17 protein-coding genes are annotated in these 15,376 nt (G+C 45.1%); 10 read left to right on the top strand and 7 right to left on the bottom strand.

Annotation, left to right across the window (positions count from 1 at the left end; genetic code table 11):
• The first annotated feature begins 67 nt into the window (after positions 1–67).
• The 8 genes from rpmJ (at position 68) to AZI87_RS02410 (ending at position 4,814) form a co-directional block, all read left to right on the top strand.
• Positions 68–181, top strand: coding sequence for a 50S ribosomal protein L36 (gene rpmJ / locus AZI87_RS17950; RefSeq protein WP_080683743.1), 114 nt, complete (start codon positions 68–70; stop codon positions 179–181).
• Between the two features lie 2 nt (positions 182–183).
• Positions 184–558, top strand: a complete 375-nt coding sequence (rpsM, locus tag AZI87_RS02440; RefSeq protein ID WP_063204841.1) for a 30S ribosomal protein S13 — start codon at positions 184–186, stop codon at positions 556–558.
• Between the two features lie 14 nt (positions 559–572).
• Positions 573–968 carry a 30S ribosomal protein S11 gene (rpsK, locus tag AZI87_RS02435; protein ID WP_063204840.1) on the top strand — a complete coding sequence of 132 codons (396 nt, stop codon included), beginning with the start codon at positions 573–575 and terminating at the stop codon, positions 966–968.
• A gap of 12 nt (positions 969–980) precedes the next feature.
• Positions 981–1,607, top strand: a complete 627-nt coding sequence (rpsD, locus tag AZI87_RS02430) for a 30S ribosomal protein S4 (protein ID WP_041874790.1) — start codon at positions 981–983, stop codon at positions 1,605–1,607.
• A gap of 20 nt (positions 1,608–1,627) precedes the next feature.
• The gene (locus AZI87_RS02425; RefSeq protein ID WP_063204839.1) at positions 1,628–2,659 is read left to right on the top strand and encodes a DNA-directed RNA polymerase subunit alpha; all 1,032 of its coding nucleotides are present in this window, start codon (positions 1,628–1,630) and stop codon (positions 2,657–2,659) included.
• A 180-nt stretch (positions 2,660–2,839) separates the two neighbouring features.
• Positions 2,840–3,367 carry a 50S ribosomal protein L17 gene (gene rplQ, locus AZI87_RS02420; RefSeq protein ID WP_063204838.1) on the top strand — a complete coding sequence of 176 codons (528 nt, stop codon included), beginning with the start codon at positions 2,840–2,842 and terminating at the stop codon, positions 3,365–3,367.
• 277 nt (positions 3,368–3,644) lie between these two features.
• On the top strand, positions 3,645–4,028 hold the full coding sequence (locus AZI87_RS02415; RefSeq protein ID WP_063204837.1) for a hypothetical protein: 384 nt from the start codon (positions 3,645–3,647) through the stop codon (positions 4,026–4,028).
• Positions 4,029–4,241: 213 nt separating this feature from the next.
• The gene (locus AZI87_RS02410) at positions 4,242–4,814 is read left to right on the top strand and encodes a TlpA family protein disulfide reductase (protein ID WP_063204836.1); all 573 of its coding nucleotides are present in this window, start codon (positions 4,242–4,244) and stop codon (positions 4,812–4,814) included.
• 44 nt (positions 4,815–4,858) lie between these two features.
• On the opposite strand, the gene AZI87_RS02405 is transcribed toward AZI87_RS02410, so the two are convergent.
• From AZI87_RS02405 to AZI87_RS02395, 3 genes are all read right to left on the bottom strand, one after another.
• Positions 4,859–5,941 carry a hypothetical protein gene (locus tag AZI87_RS02405; RefSeq protein WP_063204835.1) on the bottom strand — a complete coding sequence of 361 codons (1,083 nt, stop codon included), beginning with the start codon at positions 5,939–5,941 and terminating at the stop codon, positions 4,859–4,861.
• 180 nt (positions 5,942–6,121) lie between these two features.
• Positions 6,122–8,074 carry a TIGR03545 family protein gene (locus AZI87_RS02400; protein WP_063204834.1) on the bottom strand — a complete coding sequence of 651 codons (1,953 nt, stop codon included), beginning with the start codon at positions 8,072–8,074 and terminating at the stop codon, positions 6,122–6,124.
• A gap of 12 nt (positions 8,075–8,086) precedes the next feature.
• Positions 8,087–8,611 (bottom strand): TIGR03546 family protein, encoded by a 525-nt coding sequence (locus AZI87_RS02395; RefSeq protein ID WP_063204833.1) that lies wholly within the window; start codon positions 8,609–8,611, stop codon positions 8,087–8,089.
• Positions 8,612–8,715: 104 nt separating this feature from the next.
• On the opposite strand from AZI87_RS02395, the gene AZI87_RS02390 reads away from it, so the two are divergent.
• Positions 8,716–9,717 carry an HAD-IIIA family hydrolase gene (locus AZI87_RS02390; protein ID WP_063204832.1) on the top strand — a complete coding sequence of 334 codons (1,002 nt, stop codon included), beginning with the start codon at positions 8,716–8,718 and terminating at the stop codon, positions 9,715–9,717.
• A 47-nt stretch (positions 9,718–9,764) separates the two neighbouring features.
• Here the strand turns inward: AZI87_RS02390 and AZI87_RS02385 are convergent, their stop codons facing one another.
• Genes AZI87_RS02385 through AZI87_RS02375 form a run of 3 tightly spaced genes read right to left on the bottom strand, consistent with a single transcriptional unit; the run spans position 9,765 to position 12,757 of the window.
• Positions 9,765–10,760, bottom strand: a complete 996-nt coding sequence (locus AZI87_RS02385) for a lysylphosphatidylglycerol synthase transmembrane domain-containing protein (protein ID WP_063204831.1) — start codon at positions 10,758–10,760, stop codon at positions 9,765–9,767.
• A 36-nt stretch (positions 10,761–10,796) separates the two neighbouring features.
• Positions 10,797–11,648 carry a 3-deoxy-8-phosphooctulonate synthase gene (gene kdsA, locus AZI87_RS02380; RefSeq protein ID WP_063204830.1) on the bottom strand — a complete coding sequence of 284 codons (852 nt, stop codon included), beginning with the start codon at positions 11,646–11,648 and terminating at the stop codon, positions 10,797–10,799.
• A complete protein-coding gene (locus tag AZI87_RS02375; RefSeq protein WP_063204829.1) occupies positions 11,648–12,757 on the bottom strand; it encodes a DegT/DnrJ/EryC1/StrS family aminotransferase in 1,110 nt (369 codons plus the stop codon). Before AZI87_RS02375 ends, kdsA begins: the two co-directional genes overlap by 1 nt.
• A 246-nt stretch (positions 12,758–13,003) precedes the next feature.
• Between AZI87_RS02375 and AZI87_RS02370 the strand changes: the two genes are divergently transcribed.
• A complete protein-coding gene (locus AZI87_RS02370; RefSeq protein ID WP_063204828.1) occupies positions 13,004–14,380 on the top strand; it encodes a mannose-1-phosphate guanylyltransferase/mannose-6-phosphate isomerase in 1,377 nt (458 codons plus the stop codon).
• A 60-nt stretch (positions 14,381–14,440) separates the two neighbouring features.
• On the opposite strand, the gene AZI87_RS02365 is transcribed toward AZI87_RS02370, so the two are convergent.
• Positions 14,441–15,352, bottom strand: coding sequence for a murein L,D-transpeptidase catalytic domain family protein (locus tag AZI87_RS02365; RefSeq protein ID WP_063204827.1), 912 nt, complete (start codon positions 15,350–15,352; stop codon positions 14,441–14,443).
• Between the last annotated feature and the right edge of the window lie 24 nt (positions 15,353–15,376).

Below are 15,376 nucleotides of genomic sequence, written 5' to 3'. Positions count from 1 at the left end.
CGCATTCGTGTTTTTGCTGATATTTTCGCTTCTTTTTCTGAAGCGGAACGAAGTATGGGAAGACAGTATGAAAGTAAGACCATCAGTTAAGAAAATCTGTAATAAATGTAAAGTTATCAAACGAAAAGGCGTTATTCGTGTTATTTGCGAAAACCCTAAACATAAGCAAAGGCAGGGTTAAACATGGCACGTTTACTTGGTGTCGACTTACCTAGAAATAAACGAGTTGAAATTGCTTTGACTTACATCTACGGCATCGGTCGTCCTCGTGCGGCTATGATCTGTAAGCAAGTTGGTATTCCTCACGATCTAAGAACTGAGGGACTAACGGACGAGCATATCGCTAAAATCCGTGGCATCATCGAGCAAAGCTTCAAAGTAGAAGGTGATTTGCGTCGTGAAGTTGGCCTTTCTATTAAACGTCTTATGGACTTGAACTGCTTCCGCGGTATCCGTCATCGTAAGGGCTTGCCTGTACGTGGTCAGAACACTCGTTCTAACGCTCGTACTCGTAAAGGTCCTAAGAAGACAGTAGCGAATAAGAAAAAAGCAGTCTAGGGAGTAGCTAGCACATGAACACTACTGACAATAAAAAAGTTGCTAAGAAAAAAGTTAAAAGAAACGTTCCTCAAGGGAACTGCTATATCCAAGCTGGCTTCGGTAACGTTATCGTTACGATGACTGATCCGAACGGAGCTACGGTGTCTTGGTCCTCTGCTGGACACCTTGGTTTCAAAGGAAGCCGTAAAGGCACTCCTTATGCAGCACAGTCCGCGGCAGAAGACGCTGCAAAAAAAGCTATGGAAGCAGGCATGAGATCTGTGGACGTTTATCTTAAAGGACCAGGCGCTGGTCGTGAACCTGCAATCCGTGCACTTGCTGCTACAGGTATGAGAATCTTGACTCTTAAAGATATCACTCCTGTTCCACATAACGGTTGCCGTCCGCCTAAGCGTAGAAGAATTTAATAGGAGTATATCGTGAGCTGCATTAACGAAAGCGTTTGTAAGCTTTGCCGTCGCGAAAACGTGAAACTTTTCTTGAAGGGTGACCGTTGTTACACTGATAAGTGTTCTTTCGAAAGAAGACCTTATCCTCCAGGACAACACGGTCAATCTCGTTTGAAGTTCTCTGAATTTGCACTTCAATTGCGTGAAAAACAAAAAACTAAGAGATACTACGGTGTTTCTGAGAAACAATTTGTGAAATATGTTACAGAAGCCAGCCGTTCAAAAGAATTGACGGGCACTGCGCTTCTTAAATTCCTCGAGACAAGACTTGATAACGTTGTATATGCTTTGGGATATGCAAACTCTCGTCGTGAAGCAAGGCAGCTTGTTAAACACAACCATTTCTTGTTGAATGGTAAGAGAGCTAACATTCCAAGCATCATCGTAAATAAAGGTGACGTTATTACGGTTGCGGAATCAAGCCGCGAAATGGGCAAAATCTTGGGCGCTATTCAATCAGTTGCTCGTAGATCTGTTCCAGCATGGCTTGAAGCTGATCATGCTAAATTCACTGGTACTGTTAAAGATCTTCCAACTCGCGAAGACGTAACAGTTGCTACTGAAGAAAACATGATCGTTGAATACTACTCAAGATAATTTTACCTCTCGGGGGAAGCATGCAAGAGCACTATTATAAGTTCTGGAGAGAGATGATCAAACCAAAGGGATTTGAGGTTGATCGTGATACTCTTCGTGATGACTACGCTAAATTCATTATCCGTCCCCTCGAAAGAGGTTTCGGGGTTACTCTTGGTAACTCCCTAAGAAGAATTCTTTTGAGTTCTATGATGGGTTCTGCAATTACGGCTGTTAAGTTTGAAGGCGTATTGCACGAGTTCACTACGATTCCTGATGTTCTTGAAGATGTTACTGACATTATCTTGAACCTTAAAGAAGTGCGTTTTAAACAATACACTTCTGATTCTGTTACTTTGAAGATCTCTAAAAAAGGTCCAGGCAAAGTAACTGCTGGCGATATCCAAGTTTCTGATAAGATCGAAGTTTTGAACCCAGATCTTCACATCGCTACTTTGGGTGGAAACGCAAACTTCAACGCAGAAATCGTTGTAAGTTTCGGTCGTGGTTATGTTCCTGTTGAAAACAGAGAAACTGACCTTCCAGTAGGTTTCATCGGCGTAGACGCTCTTTACAGCCCGATTAGAAAAGTAAATTACAACGTATCAAATGCACGCGTTGGTCAAAGAACTGACTACGATGCTTTGACACTTGAAGTATGGACAGATGGTTCTTTGAAACCAGAAGAGGCAGTTGCCCTTTCATCTAAAATCATGAAAGAACAACTTCAAATCTTCCTTACTTTCGACGAAACTATGGAGCCAGCTGAAGAAGCTCGCGAAATGGGTTCTCCTTCATTGAATGAGAATTTGTTCCGCTCTGTAGACGATCTAGAGTTGTCTGTACGTTCAGCTAACTGCTTGAAAAACGCTAACATCCGTTACATCGGTGAGTTGGTTGTTCGTTCTGAAGCAGAGATGCTTAAAACTAAAAACTTCGGACGTAAGTCTCTTAACGAGATCAAAGAGATCTTGGGCGAGATGGGTCTTGGCCTCGGTATGAAAATCGAAGGCTGGCCACCTCCGGGTTGGGATCCAAGTCAACCTCCTCAAAAGAGAGAGACTCCTCAGTAAGATTTAAAGGGAGTTCTGCTTAGGTAGAACTCCCATCGTTTTTTTAAGAATTGCCAATGATGGTGTTCTGGACAAGTGACCCTTGCGGGGGTTGCGGGGCAAGGAGCCCTTAAAAGTGACCCTTCGGGGTTCTATCGTGCTGATACCTAATACGGTCAGCCCGTTCAAACGGAGAACAAAATGAGTTCACACAGAAGAAGAGTAAAACATTTCGATCGTAAATCTGGCCCAAGAAAAGCTTTGTTGAGAGGTCTTGTAACTTCTCTTATCGAGCACGGCCGTATCACTACAACTGTTGACCGTGCTAAAGAAGTGCGTCGTCACGTTGAAAGAGCTATCACTCTTGGTAAAAAAGGTGACTTGGCAACAACTCGTTTGTTGATGTCTCGCTACCCTAACAAAGAAGCTGTTAACTCAATCGTTACTGATCTAGCTCCACGTTTCAAGACACGCCCAGGTGGTTACACTCGTATCATCAAAATCGGTCGTCGTCCTGGTGACACTGCTGAGATGGCTTTCCTTGAGTTCGTAGACTACGATTTCGAAGCTAAAGGCGCTGCTAAAGAAGACGCGAAAGCGACTAAAGCAGAACCAAAAGCAGCTAAAAAAGCTTCTGCAGCTAAGAAAGCAACTACTAAGCAAGTAGCTGCTAAAAAGAAATCTGTTAAAAAGACTCAAAAGAAAGACAGAGCAGCAGCTCGCGCTTAATTTTGAATCTCAAAAATAAGTTTTCAAAAAAGGCTCTGAGAAAATCAGGGCCTTTTTCTTTTTGTGCTTAGGCATTAATCATTCTTCTCATTCGTTTACGTAATATGCGTTTGTACTTTACTGCGGGAATCGCGATGTAAACTTCTTTGGAGGCAATTCCTCGATTAGCTGTTACATTAAATTGGGGTGAGTAACGGGGCTTGAACCCGGGAGTCTCTTCTTGCGAACCCGAAGAAGCTCAACAACTCGGTACAGATATTAATGAACTTGGAGCTGTATGAAGAATTTTTTGGCGATTTTCACTTGTGCAGAGAATAGTAAAGCTCATGAAGCTTGGAAAAAGTTAAGTCCTGAAGAGCAAGAAGAGCGCATGAAAAAGGGCACCGCCGCGCGCGAGCAGTGGGCGACAAAGTACAAGCATGCTGTTGTCTATGAGGGTGGGCCCTTAGGGAATACGAAGCTAGTGGACAATCAAGGTGTTCAAGATATCCCGGCGCTGCAAGGGAACTTTATCGTTGTAAAAGCAGAGTCTCATCCAGAGGCGGCACAGATGTTTTTAGATCACCCTCATTTTGCGATTTTTCCGGGTGATGGAGTTCAGGTCATGGAGATTTTGTCTGCTCCAAGAGGCTCTTCAAACTTCACAAAGAGTGACGCTTGAAGATCTCCTGAACGACCGTGACCGCTACAGTTCCGCTAAATCTAAAAGACATCTAGTGGGCTGGCCGCGGTGTCGGCTCAAAAAACCAAAATGAGTGTAAAACAGTCTGCCATGCAACCTTTTGTCGCTGGCTTGGTATTGCGGGGCTCATTGATTGCTCTCCTCATGAGATTGGCCTACAGTTTATGTGCTATCTGCATGTAAGGAGTTCCTATGAAACAACATCTTAAAGCTATTATCGTCGTTGTTATCTTCGCTGTTTTAGGAGTGTGGGGATTTAATCATTGGATGGGCTCACGTGTGGAAGAGACGGGCGCGAACAACTATTCTGCTTTAGAGCGTATGGAAAAAGAAGGTGTTCCCAATTTTGAAGCGAAGGACTTAGAAGGCCAAAGCTTTGATCTGAAATCGATGGAAGGTAAAGTCGTCATCCTCAACTTCTGGGCTTCTTGGTGTGGACCTTGTATCGAAGAAGTTCCTTCTTTGATCAAACTTGTGAAAGAATTCAAAGGCGAAGTTCAGTTGATCGCAGTTTCTGGCGATAGCCTGCGCGAAGATATCGACGTCTTTATGAAGTCCTTCCCTGAAATGAAGGGTGAAAATATCAAAATTGTGTGGGACCAAGATCGCAGCCTGATGAAGCAGTTTCAAGTCGCTCGTCTTCCCGAGTCGATGGTTTTAGGAAAAGACCAGAAGCTTGTTAAGAAGATCGTGGGCACGATCGATTGGTATAACAAAGATTCAATTGCCTACGTAAATTCTCTTTTAGGAAGGCCAGCGCAATAGAAAAAGCCTTCGCCGGATCCTTAGCAAAGGCAGGAATGAGATTCTTAATCTTTACAGTCGTACATCAAGTCGATTTGGGTTCCTTCAACTAGCGGGTAGCTGAATTTCAGAACTTTTCCATCGAGTTTGATGCCGGGGACTTCAAGTCCTCCGATTCTTACTTTCAACGTACCCTCAGCAGGGTCGCACTGTAAATTCAAAGAAGACAAAGAGTTCACGATTTTGTCGCGGAAGTTATTTAGGTTGGCGCTGTAGTCGGCATCACAAATGCTGCCGACGCCTCCGTCCGTAAGGCGCGACATTTCGGAATAAACGTATCCAGGATGGCTCGGCGAAACGTTTTGGTCTTGTTCCGCTTCGCACACAGAATCACCTGGCTTCACAATGATTGAGCTGAAAGTAAAGCGTAAATCTTGTCCAAAAGTACTGTGGGCTACATCTAACAATGTCGTAGGTTGGTCAGAAGACTCCAGAGGTTGGAAAACGCCGTCGGCATCATTGGGCTTCACGCGGCTGGCGTTGCCACCGACAGAGCGCTCGTCTTCGTCGGAAATTACGATGACGGAAACAGCGGCACCAGGACGATAGCAGCTGTGTGAAGTATCTAGAAAATTATCGTGGGTCGCTTTGATGGCGCGCTCATCACCTGAATTAGAGCCACCAATAGTTAAAGCATTCACTGTGGAAGTGAAAATCGTATTGAGGTTGGCGGTTCCTTTTTTCAACAAGTAAGCAGGGCCCGACGAAGGAGAATAACTGCTCCAATTCAAAGGCTTCCCGTAAACGAGTGAACCGCCTTGAGAAGTTCCTCGCGTCGTCGTTAAGCACATTTGCCAATCGATGTTGCTGGCGTCCAAAGAGTTTACGAAGCTCGACATACGCGCCGCTAGTTTTTGCAGCTCGGGAAGCATCGAGTTTGAATCGTCCAATACCAACAGGAAGTCGACTTGCTTATTTCCATAAGCAACCACTTCCGTGGATGTCACCGTTTTAGAAGGCGTTGGCGGGACGATAGAAGCCTTGTCCTGTTCGGGAACAGGGGTGAAGTTCATCTTGGCGCAAGCCGTGCCGAGGGTGGCGATCACACAGCTAAGAATCAATTTTGAAGTTGGAATCGAAGCTTTCATATTTACCTCATCGTCAGGCTAGCATGAAAACTTGTGCTAAAAAAAGGGGCAAGGTCAAAAAAGTGAGGCGAATTTAGAAGTAAAAACAGTAAGTTAGGGAATGTGTCGAAGCTCTTTACAGGTCCTGTAGAGAGCTTCGACACTCTCAAAAAAATATCCTAGACAGAAAAACCGGAAACTTTAGAAGCCGAATTTTTCTTTCAAAGAGTCGAGAGCTTTCTGGCCTTCTTTTTCCAGCTGTTTGCGGCCTTGGTTCTCGGCATCTTTCTTCGCTTGATCGATGCGGGACTCTGCTTGTTTACGTTGAGTTTCGATTTGCGCCTGAGCTTTTTTAACTTCGCCATCGAACTGACCACGCAACTGATTTAGCTGAGCTTCCACTTGCGCGCGCTGTTTACCGATTTCTTGGTCGACGACAGCTTGAATGCGAGCGCGAGCTTCGTCTACTTTGGCTTGGATTTGTTTTGAAAAACCTTGCTGCAACTCAGGTCCCAAGTTCGAGTTGATGTTAAGTGGAATATCCGGGAAGTCACCTTGTCCATCTACTGTGAGAGTGACCACAGGGATCCCCGCAAAAACCGTCTTCAAAATTTGATCAGCGACTTCGTTCTTAGCAGAAATGGCATAGTCGACTTTGGTGAACTTATTGTTCATCGCCAAAACGATATTCTTAAGACCAACAACTTTACCTTCAATCCCCATTGCGCCCGTTGCTTTGTTGAAAGCGATAGAGACATCGGGAGTTTTCACTAAGTCTTTACCCAGAATTGAATAAGCATCGACATTGAATTTATACGCGATCTCACTTAAAGCTTTTGTGTTGTCCAGAGACAGACGCAACAAGAAGCCAAAGATCTCTTTTGAAGGGAAGTCACCGGCCAAAGTCGCCACTGTCGGCTTACCCACAAGACGTTGATTTGAAGTAATATCTAAAATTTCACCTTTGATGTTGCCGGCATCGGGAGTCACACCCGCTTGAGAACTTACGGCTGTACGCTTCACCCAGAAAAGGGGATAAGAGTTCGCGCGGCCAAATTCGTAGCTAATACCTTTTTCGCGAGGGTGAGGTTGGATCGCAATGTCTTCGCCTTTTTTATCTTTCTTCATCAGATTTGGCGGAAGGTATTTATCGGCCATTTCTTTGTAGCGATAGAATTTTGATTTGTAAGGAGCCAGGTACTTATTGAACATCGCACGAGTCATGGCCTTCGCATCTAATTGAGGAATACGGAAGTGCTGCTCTAAGGACTTGATGTCGGTCTTCACTTGCTTTTCGATGTCTTTGTACTGAGTTTCTACAGCTTTCAGATCTTTTCCCAGATCGTCGCCAGTCGTTTGCACTTGCTTGTACATGGCGTCGCCGTCTTTAAGAACTTTATCCAGCTCTTGCACGGAAGTTTGCAACTCTTGCGGCGTTTTGAAATCTTTGTACTTAATTTTGTTCAAGCGATCATTCAAAGCGCGGATGTCTTTTTCTTGAGGCAAAGTTTTAAGACGGGCATCCCAAGCCTGTTGTTTGCCTTTCAGTTCCGCATCGAATTTTTCAAGCATGGCCTTCGAAGGAAGGCTTTCTTGAAGCTTTTGCAGTTGAACGTTGGCGTCGGTTCCGCCAAGCATGGCAATGACGTCTCCAAGAACGTTGTCGCCGTATTGCTCTTGAGCTTCTTTCAAAGCTTGAGCCTTCAGTTTTTCAGTCATGCTAGGTTGGCCATCGTCGGGCTCGGGAGGCTTCACCTTGCCCGGTTTTTTTCTTAGAACACCGAATTCAATTTGTTCAACGGCGGCTTCGTTAACAACCACCTTGGCGCGAAGAAGGGCATCCCAAAGCATCGAAAAACGGATGTCGCCAATTTTGATGGAGTTATGAGTAGGACGTTCTGCGTCCGTTACTTCAATACCTTGAATGCGAAGGCTGGCATTAAAAAAACTGGTTTCAAGGTTTGCGATGTTCACCTCGGCTCCGACGGCATTGTATCCGCCCCATTCCAGCGCGCGGCGCAGATGCGTATCAAAGAAGAAATGGAAGTAAAGACCGATGATGGCACAGATGATCGCAAAAGGAATGATGGCTTCCCAGCGGATGATGCCTTTTTTCTTAAGGGGCTTTGCAGTGTCTTGTGTTGTGTTTGCCATGTTTATTCCGCCTTATCCGTAAAGCTCATCGTATTTAAGATACCAGTTGTAAAACTTCGTTGCAGCGAACGCTTTCCAGAACTTCGTGTTCTTAAAGCGAGCCACCACCGTTGCGCGATATTTGATGATCATGATTTTGAAACCGACAAAGGCGAATGGCAGAAGCAGAAGAGAAACAATCATGGATCCCATCACGATGCTGTTATTAAAACGGGTCATCGGAACAAATGGCATGTTGTACATCGTTGTGAATAAAGGACGAAGGCCTTCGGTTTCTAAAACGGCTTTACCCAAAAGATGCGCGGGATAGTCGAAAAGAAATGCCACGAACTTGAAAAAGAATGCCGAGATAAATGCAGCGCCGATTTGCACGCGGAAAATAAAAATTAAAAAGAAAACGATCAACGTTTGAATGGATAGGACGGGAGAGAATCCAAGAATTAATCCCAGTGATAATCCCACAGCCAGTTGATTCGTTCCTGTGTCTGAATTCAGGAGCTTTAAAAAATTGAAGATCTGCTTCAGTAAGAGAGTCATGTCGTTCCTCCAGGTGAAATTCTAATAAGCTAAAATGCAAGGCGGCAAGTAGAAAGCCGAGGACACGGGAGGCAACTTGTCGTAAAATAAGGCACAGAAAATCAATGGCTTCTGACACGGGGATTTTTAAGATGATGCAGTGGGAAACTCTGATTCGGGAAACAGTTCAAATGGGTGGACAGATTGTCTTCCTTAAAGACAAAGCTCCGGTGGATCAGGATATGTATCTTGAAGCCTTGTTAAGCCATTTTCGCTATGAGATCCCTTTTGTCAGACGCTCGGTCGCAGATATTCAATCGGCCACTTTTCGTACCAAGGCTACGGACCTGATTCTGTTTTTTGAAGAGCAAGGGGAGCTGGTCGATGCCTTAAACTCGGTTCTGCAGGGACAGCGTTTGATTCTCGCTAAGAAGAATTTCGTTAAGACTCCTTTTGTCGATTTTGTATGGTCCGATTGCAGTTTGAATGACTGGACGCAAGTTTTAGGATCATTGAAGCAAAATTGGAAAAAACTTCCGGCGCTTCCACAGTTTGGGGAGGCTCGTCAGGCTCCGTGTCTTTTCTTAGATCGCGACGACGTTGTCGTTAAGAATGTCCCGTACAATAAAGAAGCGCAAAAAGTGCAATTACTGCCGGGAATCATTGAACTGATCAACTCTGCTCATAAGAAGGGTTACTGGGTTGCTCTTGTAACGAATCAGTCAGGCTTGGGACGCGGTTGGATTTCCTGGAAAGAGTATCAAGCCGTGCACCAACAAATGCTCTCGCTTTTGGCCGAAAAAGGCGCCTGGATTGACGAGTGTGTGTGGTCGGGCTTTATTGAAGAAGGTGTGCCTGTTGGAAATCTTTATGCAGGCCTTCGCAAGCCTCGCGCAGGTATGTTGCAAATGGTGGATGAAAAACTGCATGTTCGAATGGAGACTTCCATTTTAGTAGGTGACAGTGCTTCTGATATTCTTGCGGGATATTCTGCAGGAGTCGGCCGTTTATATCTTTTGTCTTCAGATAAGCTCGTTAAAGAACAAGGGTCGTTGGAAGAATTTAAGAAGAGGGATCCACGCCTTCAGTATGAGTGGGCGCAGACTTTCGCCGACATCATTTTGTAGAAGGGCCTCTCAGTCTGGAGCACAGAAAAGGCTGTCTTGATTTATAATTAAGTTTCTTGCTCGATTTCTTTGGTTTCGACGCGGTCTTTGCGACGAAGGTAAAAGAAAGCTCCGCTTAAGCTGATAACGAAAGTTCCAACTTGGAAGGCCGTAATCACTGTGGGGCCAAGTTCAATTTGTTTTCCTACGTAGAGATTAAATAGGAAGTAAAATGCGGCCTGTCCTACGCCCACGCCGGCAGGGGAGATAGGAATCGCAGTCGCCATAAATCCAAGTGGTGCCACAAGGAAGTAAGTTCTTGCAGAGACCTCGTCAAAGCCCGCCATTCTGCCGGCGAGGTAAAGAAAAGCGATAGAGCAGGCTTGGGACACCAAGCTCATCAAAATCACGGCAATAAAACGTTTTCCATCTTTTCCATAAAGATGCATGCTTTCGTAAAGTTTCAAAAACTTCTCTGAAAGTGGAAGCACGGCAATACCTTTTTTAACGGCGCCACTATCATAGAGCTTCACAGAAAAAATCATGCTGAGGGCTATAAGAAACGCCACGAACAAACCGCAGATAAAATAAAACAAAGTTAAAAGAGCCGGTGTCTGCACGATGTGATTTAGATCGTAGAACATCACTAATAGGGCGAGTAAAATCATCGCAAAAAGCCCCAAGACGCGATCCATGAGAACGCTTGTGACGGCCACAACTTTGCTGCCGGGATTTTCGCGTGTGAAGTAATAAGCCTTAATGACATCTCCGCCAACGCCACCGGGCATTGCGAAATTAAAAAAGGCGCCAATTAAAGTCAGCTTAAAAACGGGCCAAGAGCGGGCCGGAAGACCTTGGGAGCGAATCAGAATGCGCCAGCGTTCACTAGCGAAGAAAATATTAAGCGCCACCAGCGATAAAGCTGTCACCGCCGCCCAAGGAGTCAGAAGATTCTTGAGAGCAGAGAAGTTTAATTTTCCTGATTGGATCAGCCAAAAAATAATCGCCGCAGAAAAGGCGATTTTTAAAGACTGAACCAGGAGCTTTTTCGTGTGCTTAACCATGGTTCAGTCTTACTTGAATTCAGGACGGAACTCTACTTAGAAATGAGTCGTCCAGATTTTTTTAAGGTTCGTAAGAACCGTTTCTAGATTCTTTAGTGGGAGTGACGTTGGTCCATCACACAAAGCCTTTTCAGGGTTTGGATGAGTTTCAAGGAAGATACCATCAACCCCTACGGCCATCGCCGCACGCGCCAAAGGCCATACCATGTCGCCGCGACCGCCGCTGCTTTCACCAGTCGCACCAGGAAGCTGCGTAGAGTGCGTGCAATCCATGATCACTGGGAAACCCAAACGGCGCATTTCTACAAGGCCCGTCATATCGTTGATAAGACGGTTGTAACCGAAAGTCGTTCCGCGTTCGCAAAGAAGGATCTTATCGTTTCCAGCATTCACGGCTTTTTGAGCAATGGCTTTCATATCCCAAGGAGCCAAGAATTGACCCTTCTTGATATGAATCACTTTGCCTGTTTTCGCTGTTTCCACTAGCAAGTCTGTTTGACGAGAAAGGAATGCCGGAATTTGCAACACATCGGCGACTTCGGCAGTCTCTTTCACTTGAATTGTTTCGTGAACATCGGTCAAAAGAGCGCAACCCAATTCGCCTTTGATTTTTTCAAGACTTTTCAAGGCCGAGTTCACGCCAGGACCGCGGAAACTCGAAGCACTTTGACGATTGGCTTTGTCGAAAGAGCATTTCAAGATCCAAGGAATGCCCAAAGCTTTTGTGACTCTTTGGATTTCTTTTCCTGTCTCTAAAACCATGCCTTCGTCTTCGATAATGTCAGGACCGGCAAACAATACGAAATTTTTGCCGTCGCCCCAAGTGATAGTTTCGCTGCCGTTTTTTAGTACGACAGGTTTATTCAAAGGACCAAAACCGGTATTCATTAGAACGCCCCTTTAACTGCTGCGATGATTTTATCTTGAGTCGCATTGTCCATATCAGGATACATTGGCAAGCTGATCACGTGTTCTGCCGCCCAACGAGCCATCGGAAGTTCTTGTTTTGGATCTGCCGTGTGCTCTTTGTACCAAGGTTGATCTGGCATAATACGTGGGTAGTGGATAGAAGTCGGAACACCCGCATCTGTCATTTTCTTTTGGAAAGCGGCGCGGTCTTTCACTGTCAAAGTGTATTGAGCCCAAGCAGACTTGTTGTGAGCCTCAACAAATGGAGTTGTGAAGCCATCAGCTTTGATTGAAGAGAATGCGTCGTTGTAACGATCTGCTACGCGCTGACGTTGATCCAATTCCCAGTCGTATCTTTCCATTTTTGCAAGAAGGATCGCACATTGGATTGTGTCCAAGCGACCGTTGATACCAAGACGAGTGTGGTAGTAACGAGATTCAGAACCATGCTCGCGGATTTCTTTGATGATTTTTACAAGATTGTCGTCATTCGTGAAGATCGCGCCACCGTCACCATAACAACCCAAAGGTTTTGCCGGGAAGAAGCTTGTTCCAGTTGCCGTTGTTAAGCTGCCACTGCGTTTGTCTTTGTAGCGAGCACCGAAGCTTTGCGCCGCATCTTCAATAACCGCCAAATTGTGTTTCTTTGCGATCTCGTTGATTTTGTCCATCTCTGGCATTTGGCCGTACAAGGAAACAGGCATGATGGCTTTTGTACGTGGAGTGATAGCCGCTTCAATTTTGGTAACGTCGATGTTGAAAGTTTTTGGATCAATGTCGACGTAAATAGGTTTTGCGCCTGCAAGAACGATAGTTTCTGCTGTGGCGATAAAAGAAAAAGCTGTCGTGATAACTTCATCACCTTGACCGATGCCCAAAGCCATCAAAGGAACCCACAAAGCGTCCGTACCGTTGGCGATTGTTAGACAGTGTTTTACACCGACGTATTTTGCGAGTGTTTGTTCAAGTTCAACAACCTCAGGGCCGTTAACGTAAGCGCCGTGATCCAAAACTTTTTGAATGCGAGAGTCGATATTAGTTTTTAAAGCCTTGTACTGAGACTTAAGGTCGATAAAAGGAATAGACATTTTTGAGAGCCTCCAAATGACTGTTTTTAAAACAAAAAAATTATCCTCCTCTTCGAGGGAAAAGTCCACGCTGACAAGGCTTTACGGCTTTGGGTCGAGAGCATTTTTGTCCACTGTGGTGAGGAAGCTACGCCCGCTGTTTACAAAAGGCCTCAGTTTTATGACCAAATGCCCCAAATCTGTGACTATAATTACGCACTTAGACGGTTTAGTGATATAGATTGTGAACTTGGTTCGGAGGTAGTTTTGATACCAGTTATACTCTCTGGGGGGAGCGGAACGCGCTTGTGGCCGGTCTCTCGCCAGCATATGCCTAAACAATTTTCTGAGATTTTTGATCAGCCTTTGCAGACGATGACTTTGCAAAGATGTTTAAAATTGGGCTCTCCGTGGATCGTAACCTCCAAGGCGTTAGAGACTTTGACGGAGCTTAATTTAAAACAAAATAAAGCCACTTCGGTGCAAGTGGTTTACGAACCCATGGGTAAGAACACCGCACCCGCTATTGCGGCTCTTTGCCATCTTTTGGCAAAAAAAGGTCTGAGCAATGAAGTCGTTGCGATTTTCCCTTCCGATCATTTGATTGCTGAAGAAGAAAACTTTCTTGAGGTCGTCAACTTCGCGCAGAAAGTAGCGGAAGAAAACCGTGTTGTCACATTGGGCATCACGCCTTCGTACCCAGAAACTGGCTATGGCTACATCCAAACGCGCGCGGTCAGTTTGAAGGAACAGGGCGCACTTAAAGCTTATTCTGTCGTGAAGTTCCACGAAAAGCCGGATCTGCAAAAGGCGAAGGAATTTATTGCACAGGGCAGTTTCAGTTGGAATGCCGGAATTTTTGTTTTCAAAGTGTCTCACATGATCAGCTTATTTGAAAAACATCAGCCAGAGATGTGGAAGCAGATTTCAAATCTGAAAGAAGACTCTTCAAACCTGGCTGACATCTATAGCAAAGTGCAAAGCATTTCTATCGACTATGCGATCATGGAAAAGCTGGGTGGAGAAGAGTTGACTTGTATTCCGGCGGAATTCGGCTGGAGTGACGTGGGTTCTTGGGATGCGGTTTCTTCTTTGAAGAAAAGTCACGATCTCATCAACGTCAAAGGACATAACAACTTCGTCTTTGGTCCCAAAGAAAAAAATTATTCTTTAGTGGGTTTGGATGATGTGATCGTTGTCGATACTCAAGATGCTTTGATGCTTGTAAAAAAAGGCTTATCGCAAGATGTTCGCCACGTCGTGGAAACTTTAACTCAGCATAAGTCCTCTTTGGTCAAGGATCATGTTTTTGAGTATCGCCCTTGGGGTTACTTTGAGATTTTGAAAGACACACCTCATTTCAAATCCAAAGTCATCCGCGTGAACCCGCATTCTCAAATCTCGTATCAGTCACACTCTAAGCGTGAAGAGCACTGGACGATCACGGTTGGTGCGGGTGAAGTGGTTTTGAATGATGAAGTGATTCCGGTAAAAGCCGGGACTCATATCCATATCCCACTGGGAGCGAAACACCGCATTCGCAACAACACGAATGAGATGCTCGAGTTTGTGGAAGTGCAGTTAGGAAGCTACTTCGGTGAAGATGATATCGTACGATATCAGGATGACTACAAACGGTCTTAAATAAAAAAAAAAGGGATGCTGTAAAAGCATCCCTTTTAAATTTTCAGGACTCGCAAAAAATTACTTTTGATCTGTGGGCGCCGGAGTGGCGATCTGCTCGCGAGGTGCTGGAGCGGGAACTGGAACAGTTGCCAACTCACCCACAGACTCTTGCTTCACTTCCGCGGTTTTAATGGGAGCGCCACCATTACGAATGGATTCTTCCTCACCCGGTAAATCAATATCTTCATCGTCGCCATCGTGTTCTACTTCTTGAAGTGTCGGGTTCTTCGTTGAGGCTTTGATTAAGTCTTTATGGTAAGCGTAGATCACGCCACCTTCTTTAAAGTTATTGATCATTTTAGGCAGGATTCCTGGAGCTACGGCCGGGCACCCCCAGCTGCGACCTAAGCGACCTTGTGATTTCACGAAATCTTCAGATACATAGTCTGCAGCGTGCATGACAATGTCGCGTTCCGCAGCTTTGCTATTCGTAGATTCTAAGCCATACAGATTCAGGGATTGACCATGGGAACCATAGTAAGTGGTGCCGCCAAGATAGAATCCTAAAGAAGACATTTTTGAACCATCTATATTTGAAAACTTCGAAGCGACTTTCACTCCGGAACCTTTTCCGTGCGCCACGAAGTGTTTTGAAACCGCACCTGTTTTAAGATTCATAACGAATAAACGACGCTCGCTGGAAGGAAGAGAAAAATCGATAATGGCCGCCATATTATCATCTTTAATCGTAACCTCTTTTTCAGCCATGAAAGTGCTCGTGCGGGCGCGCACTTTGGTACGGACACGAACGGTTTTCCCACCATTGACATCCAAGAATTCAAAAGTCCTTTGAAGAGCCGCCTCAGGAACGCCCTGTTTTTTAAAGACATCATAAAGAGGTACGTTCTTGATTTTGACGTCGTAAATGCTGCCAGCCCAGCTTTGTAAGCTTAAGAGCGTGACGGAGATAAGGCTTAGTGCTTTGAACATGAGAGGTTCCTTATTCTAAATGAT

The sequence above is a fragment of the Bdellovibrio bacteriovorus genome (assembly GCF_001592745.1).
Lineage (GTDB): Bacteria > Bdellovibrionota > Bdellovibrionia > Bdellovibrionales > Bdellovibrionaceae > Bdellovibrio > Bdellovibrio bacteriovorus_B.
This window is presented reverse-complemented; position numbering and strand designations above follow the sequence as displayed.

Coding starts and splice junctions, on each gene's coding strand:
- AZI87_RS02375 (WP_063204829.1), bottom strand. CDS start 12,757: ATGTCTATTCCTTTTATCGACCTTAAGTCTCAGTACAAGGCTTTAAAA.
- AZI87_RS02385 (WP_063204831.1), bottom strand. CDS start 10,760: ATGGTTAAGCACACGAAAAAGCTCCTGGTTCAGTCTTTAAAAATCGCC.
- AZI87_RS02425 (WP_063204839.1), top strand. CDS start 1,628: ATGCAAGAGCACTATTATAAGTTCTGGAGAGAGATGATCAAACCAAAG.
- rpsM (WP_063204841.1), top strand. CDS start 184: ATGGCACGTTTACTTGGTGTCGACTTACCTAGAAATAAACGAGTTGAA.
- AZI87_RS02400 (WP_063204834.1), bottom strand. CDS start 8,074: ATGGCAAACACAACACAAGACACTGCAAAGCCCCTTAAGAAAAAAGGC.
- AZI87_RS02405 (WP_063204835.1), bottom strand. CDS start 5,941: ATGAAAGCTTCGATTCCAACTTCAAAATTGATTCTTAGCTGTGTGATC.
- AZI87_RS02365 (WP_063204827.1), bottom strand. CDS start 15,352: ATGTTCAAAGCACTAAGCCTTATCTCCGTCACGCTCTTAAGCTTACAA.
- rpsK (WP_063204840.1), top strand. CDS start 573: ATGAACACTACTGACAATAAAAAAGTTGCTAAGAAAAAAGTTAAAAGA.
- AZI87_RS02415 (WP_063204837.1), top strand. CDS start 3,645: ATGAAGAATTTTTTGGCGATTTTCACTTGTGCAGAGAATAGTAAAGCT.
- rplQ (WP_063204838.1), top strand. CDS start 2,840: ATGAGTTCACACAGAAGAAGAGTAAAACATTTCGATCGTAAATCTGGC.
- AZI87_RS02390 (WP_063204832.1), top strand. CDS start 8,716: ATGGCTTCTGACACGGGGATTTTTAAGATGATGCAGTGGGAAACTCTG.
- rpmJ (WP_080683743.1), top strand. CDS start 68: ATGAAAGTAAGACCATCAGTTAAGAAAATCTGTAATAAATGTAAAGTT.
- AZI87_RS02410 (WP_063204836.1), top strand. CDS start 4,242: ATGAAACAACATCTTAAAGCTATTATCGTCGTTGTTATCTTCGCTGTT.
- kdsA (WP_063204830.1), bottom strand. CDS start 11,648: ATGAATACCGGTTTTGGTCCTTTGAATAAACCTGTCGTACTAAAAAAC.
- AZI87_RS02395 (WP_063204833.1), bottom strand. CDS start 8,611: ATGACTCTCTTACTGAAGCAGATCTTCAATTTTTTAAAGCTCCTGAAT.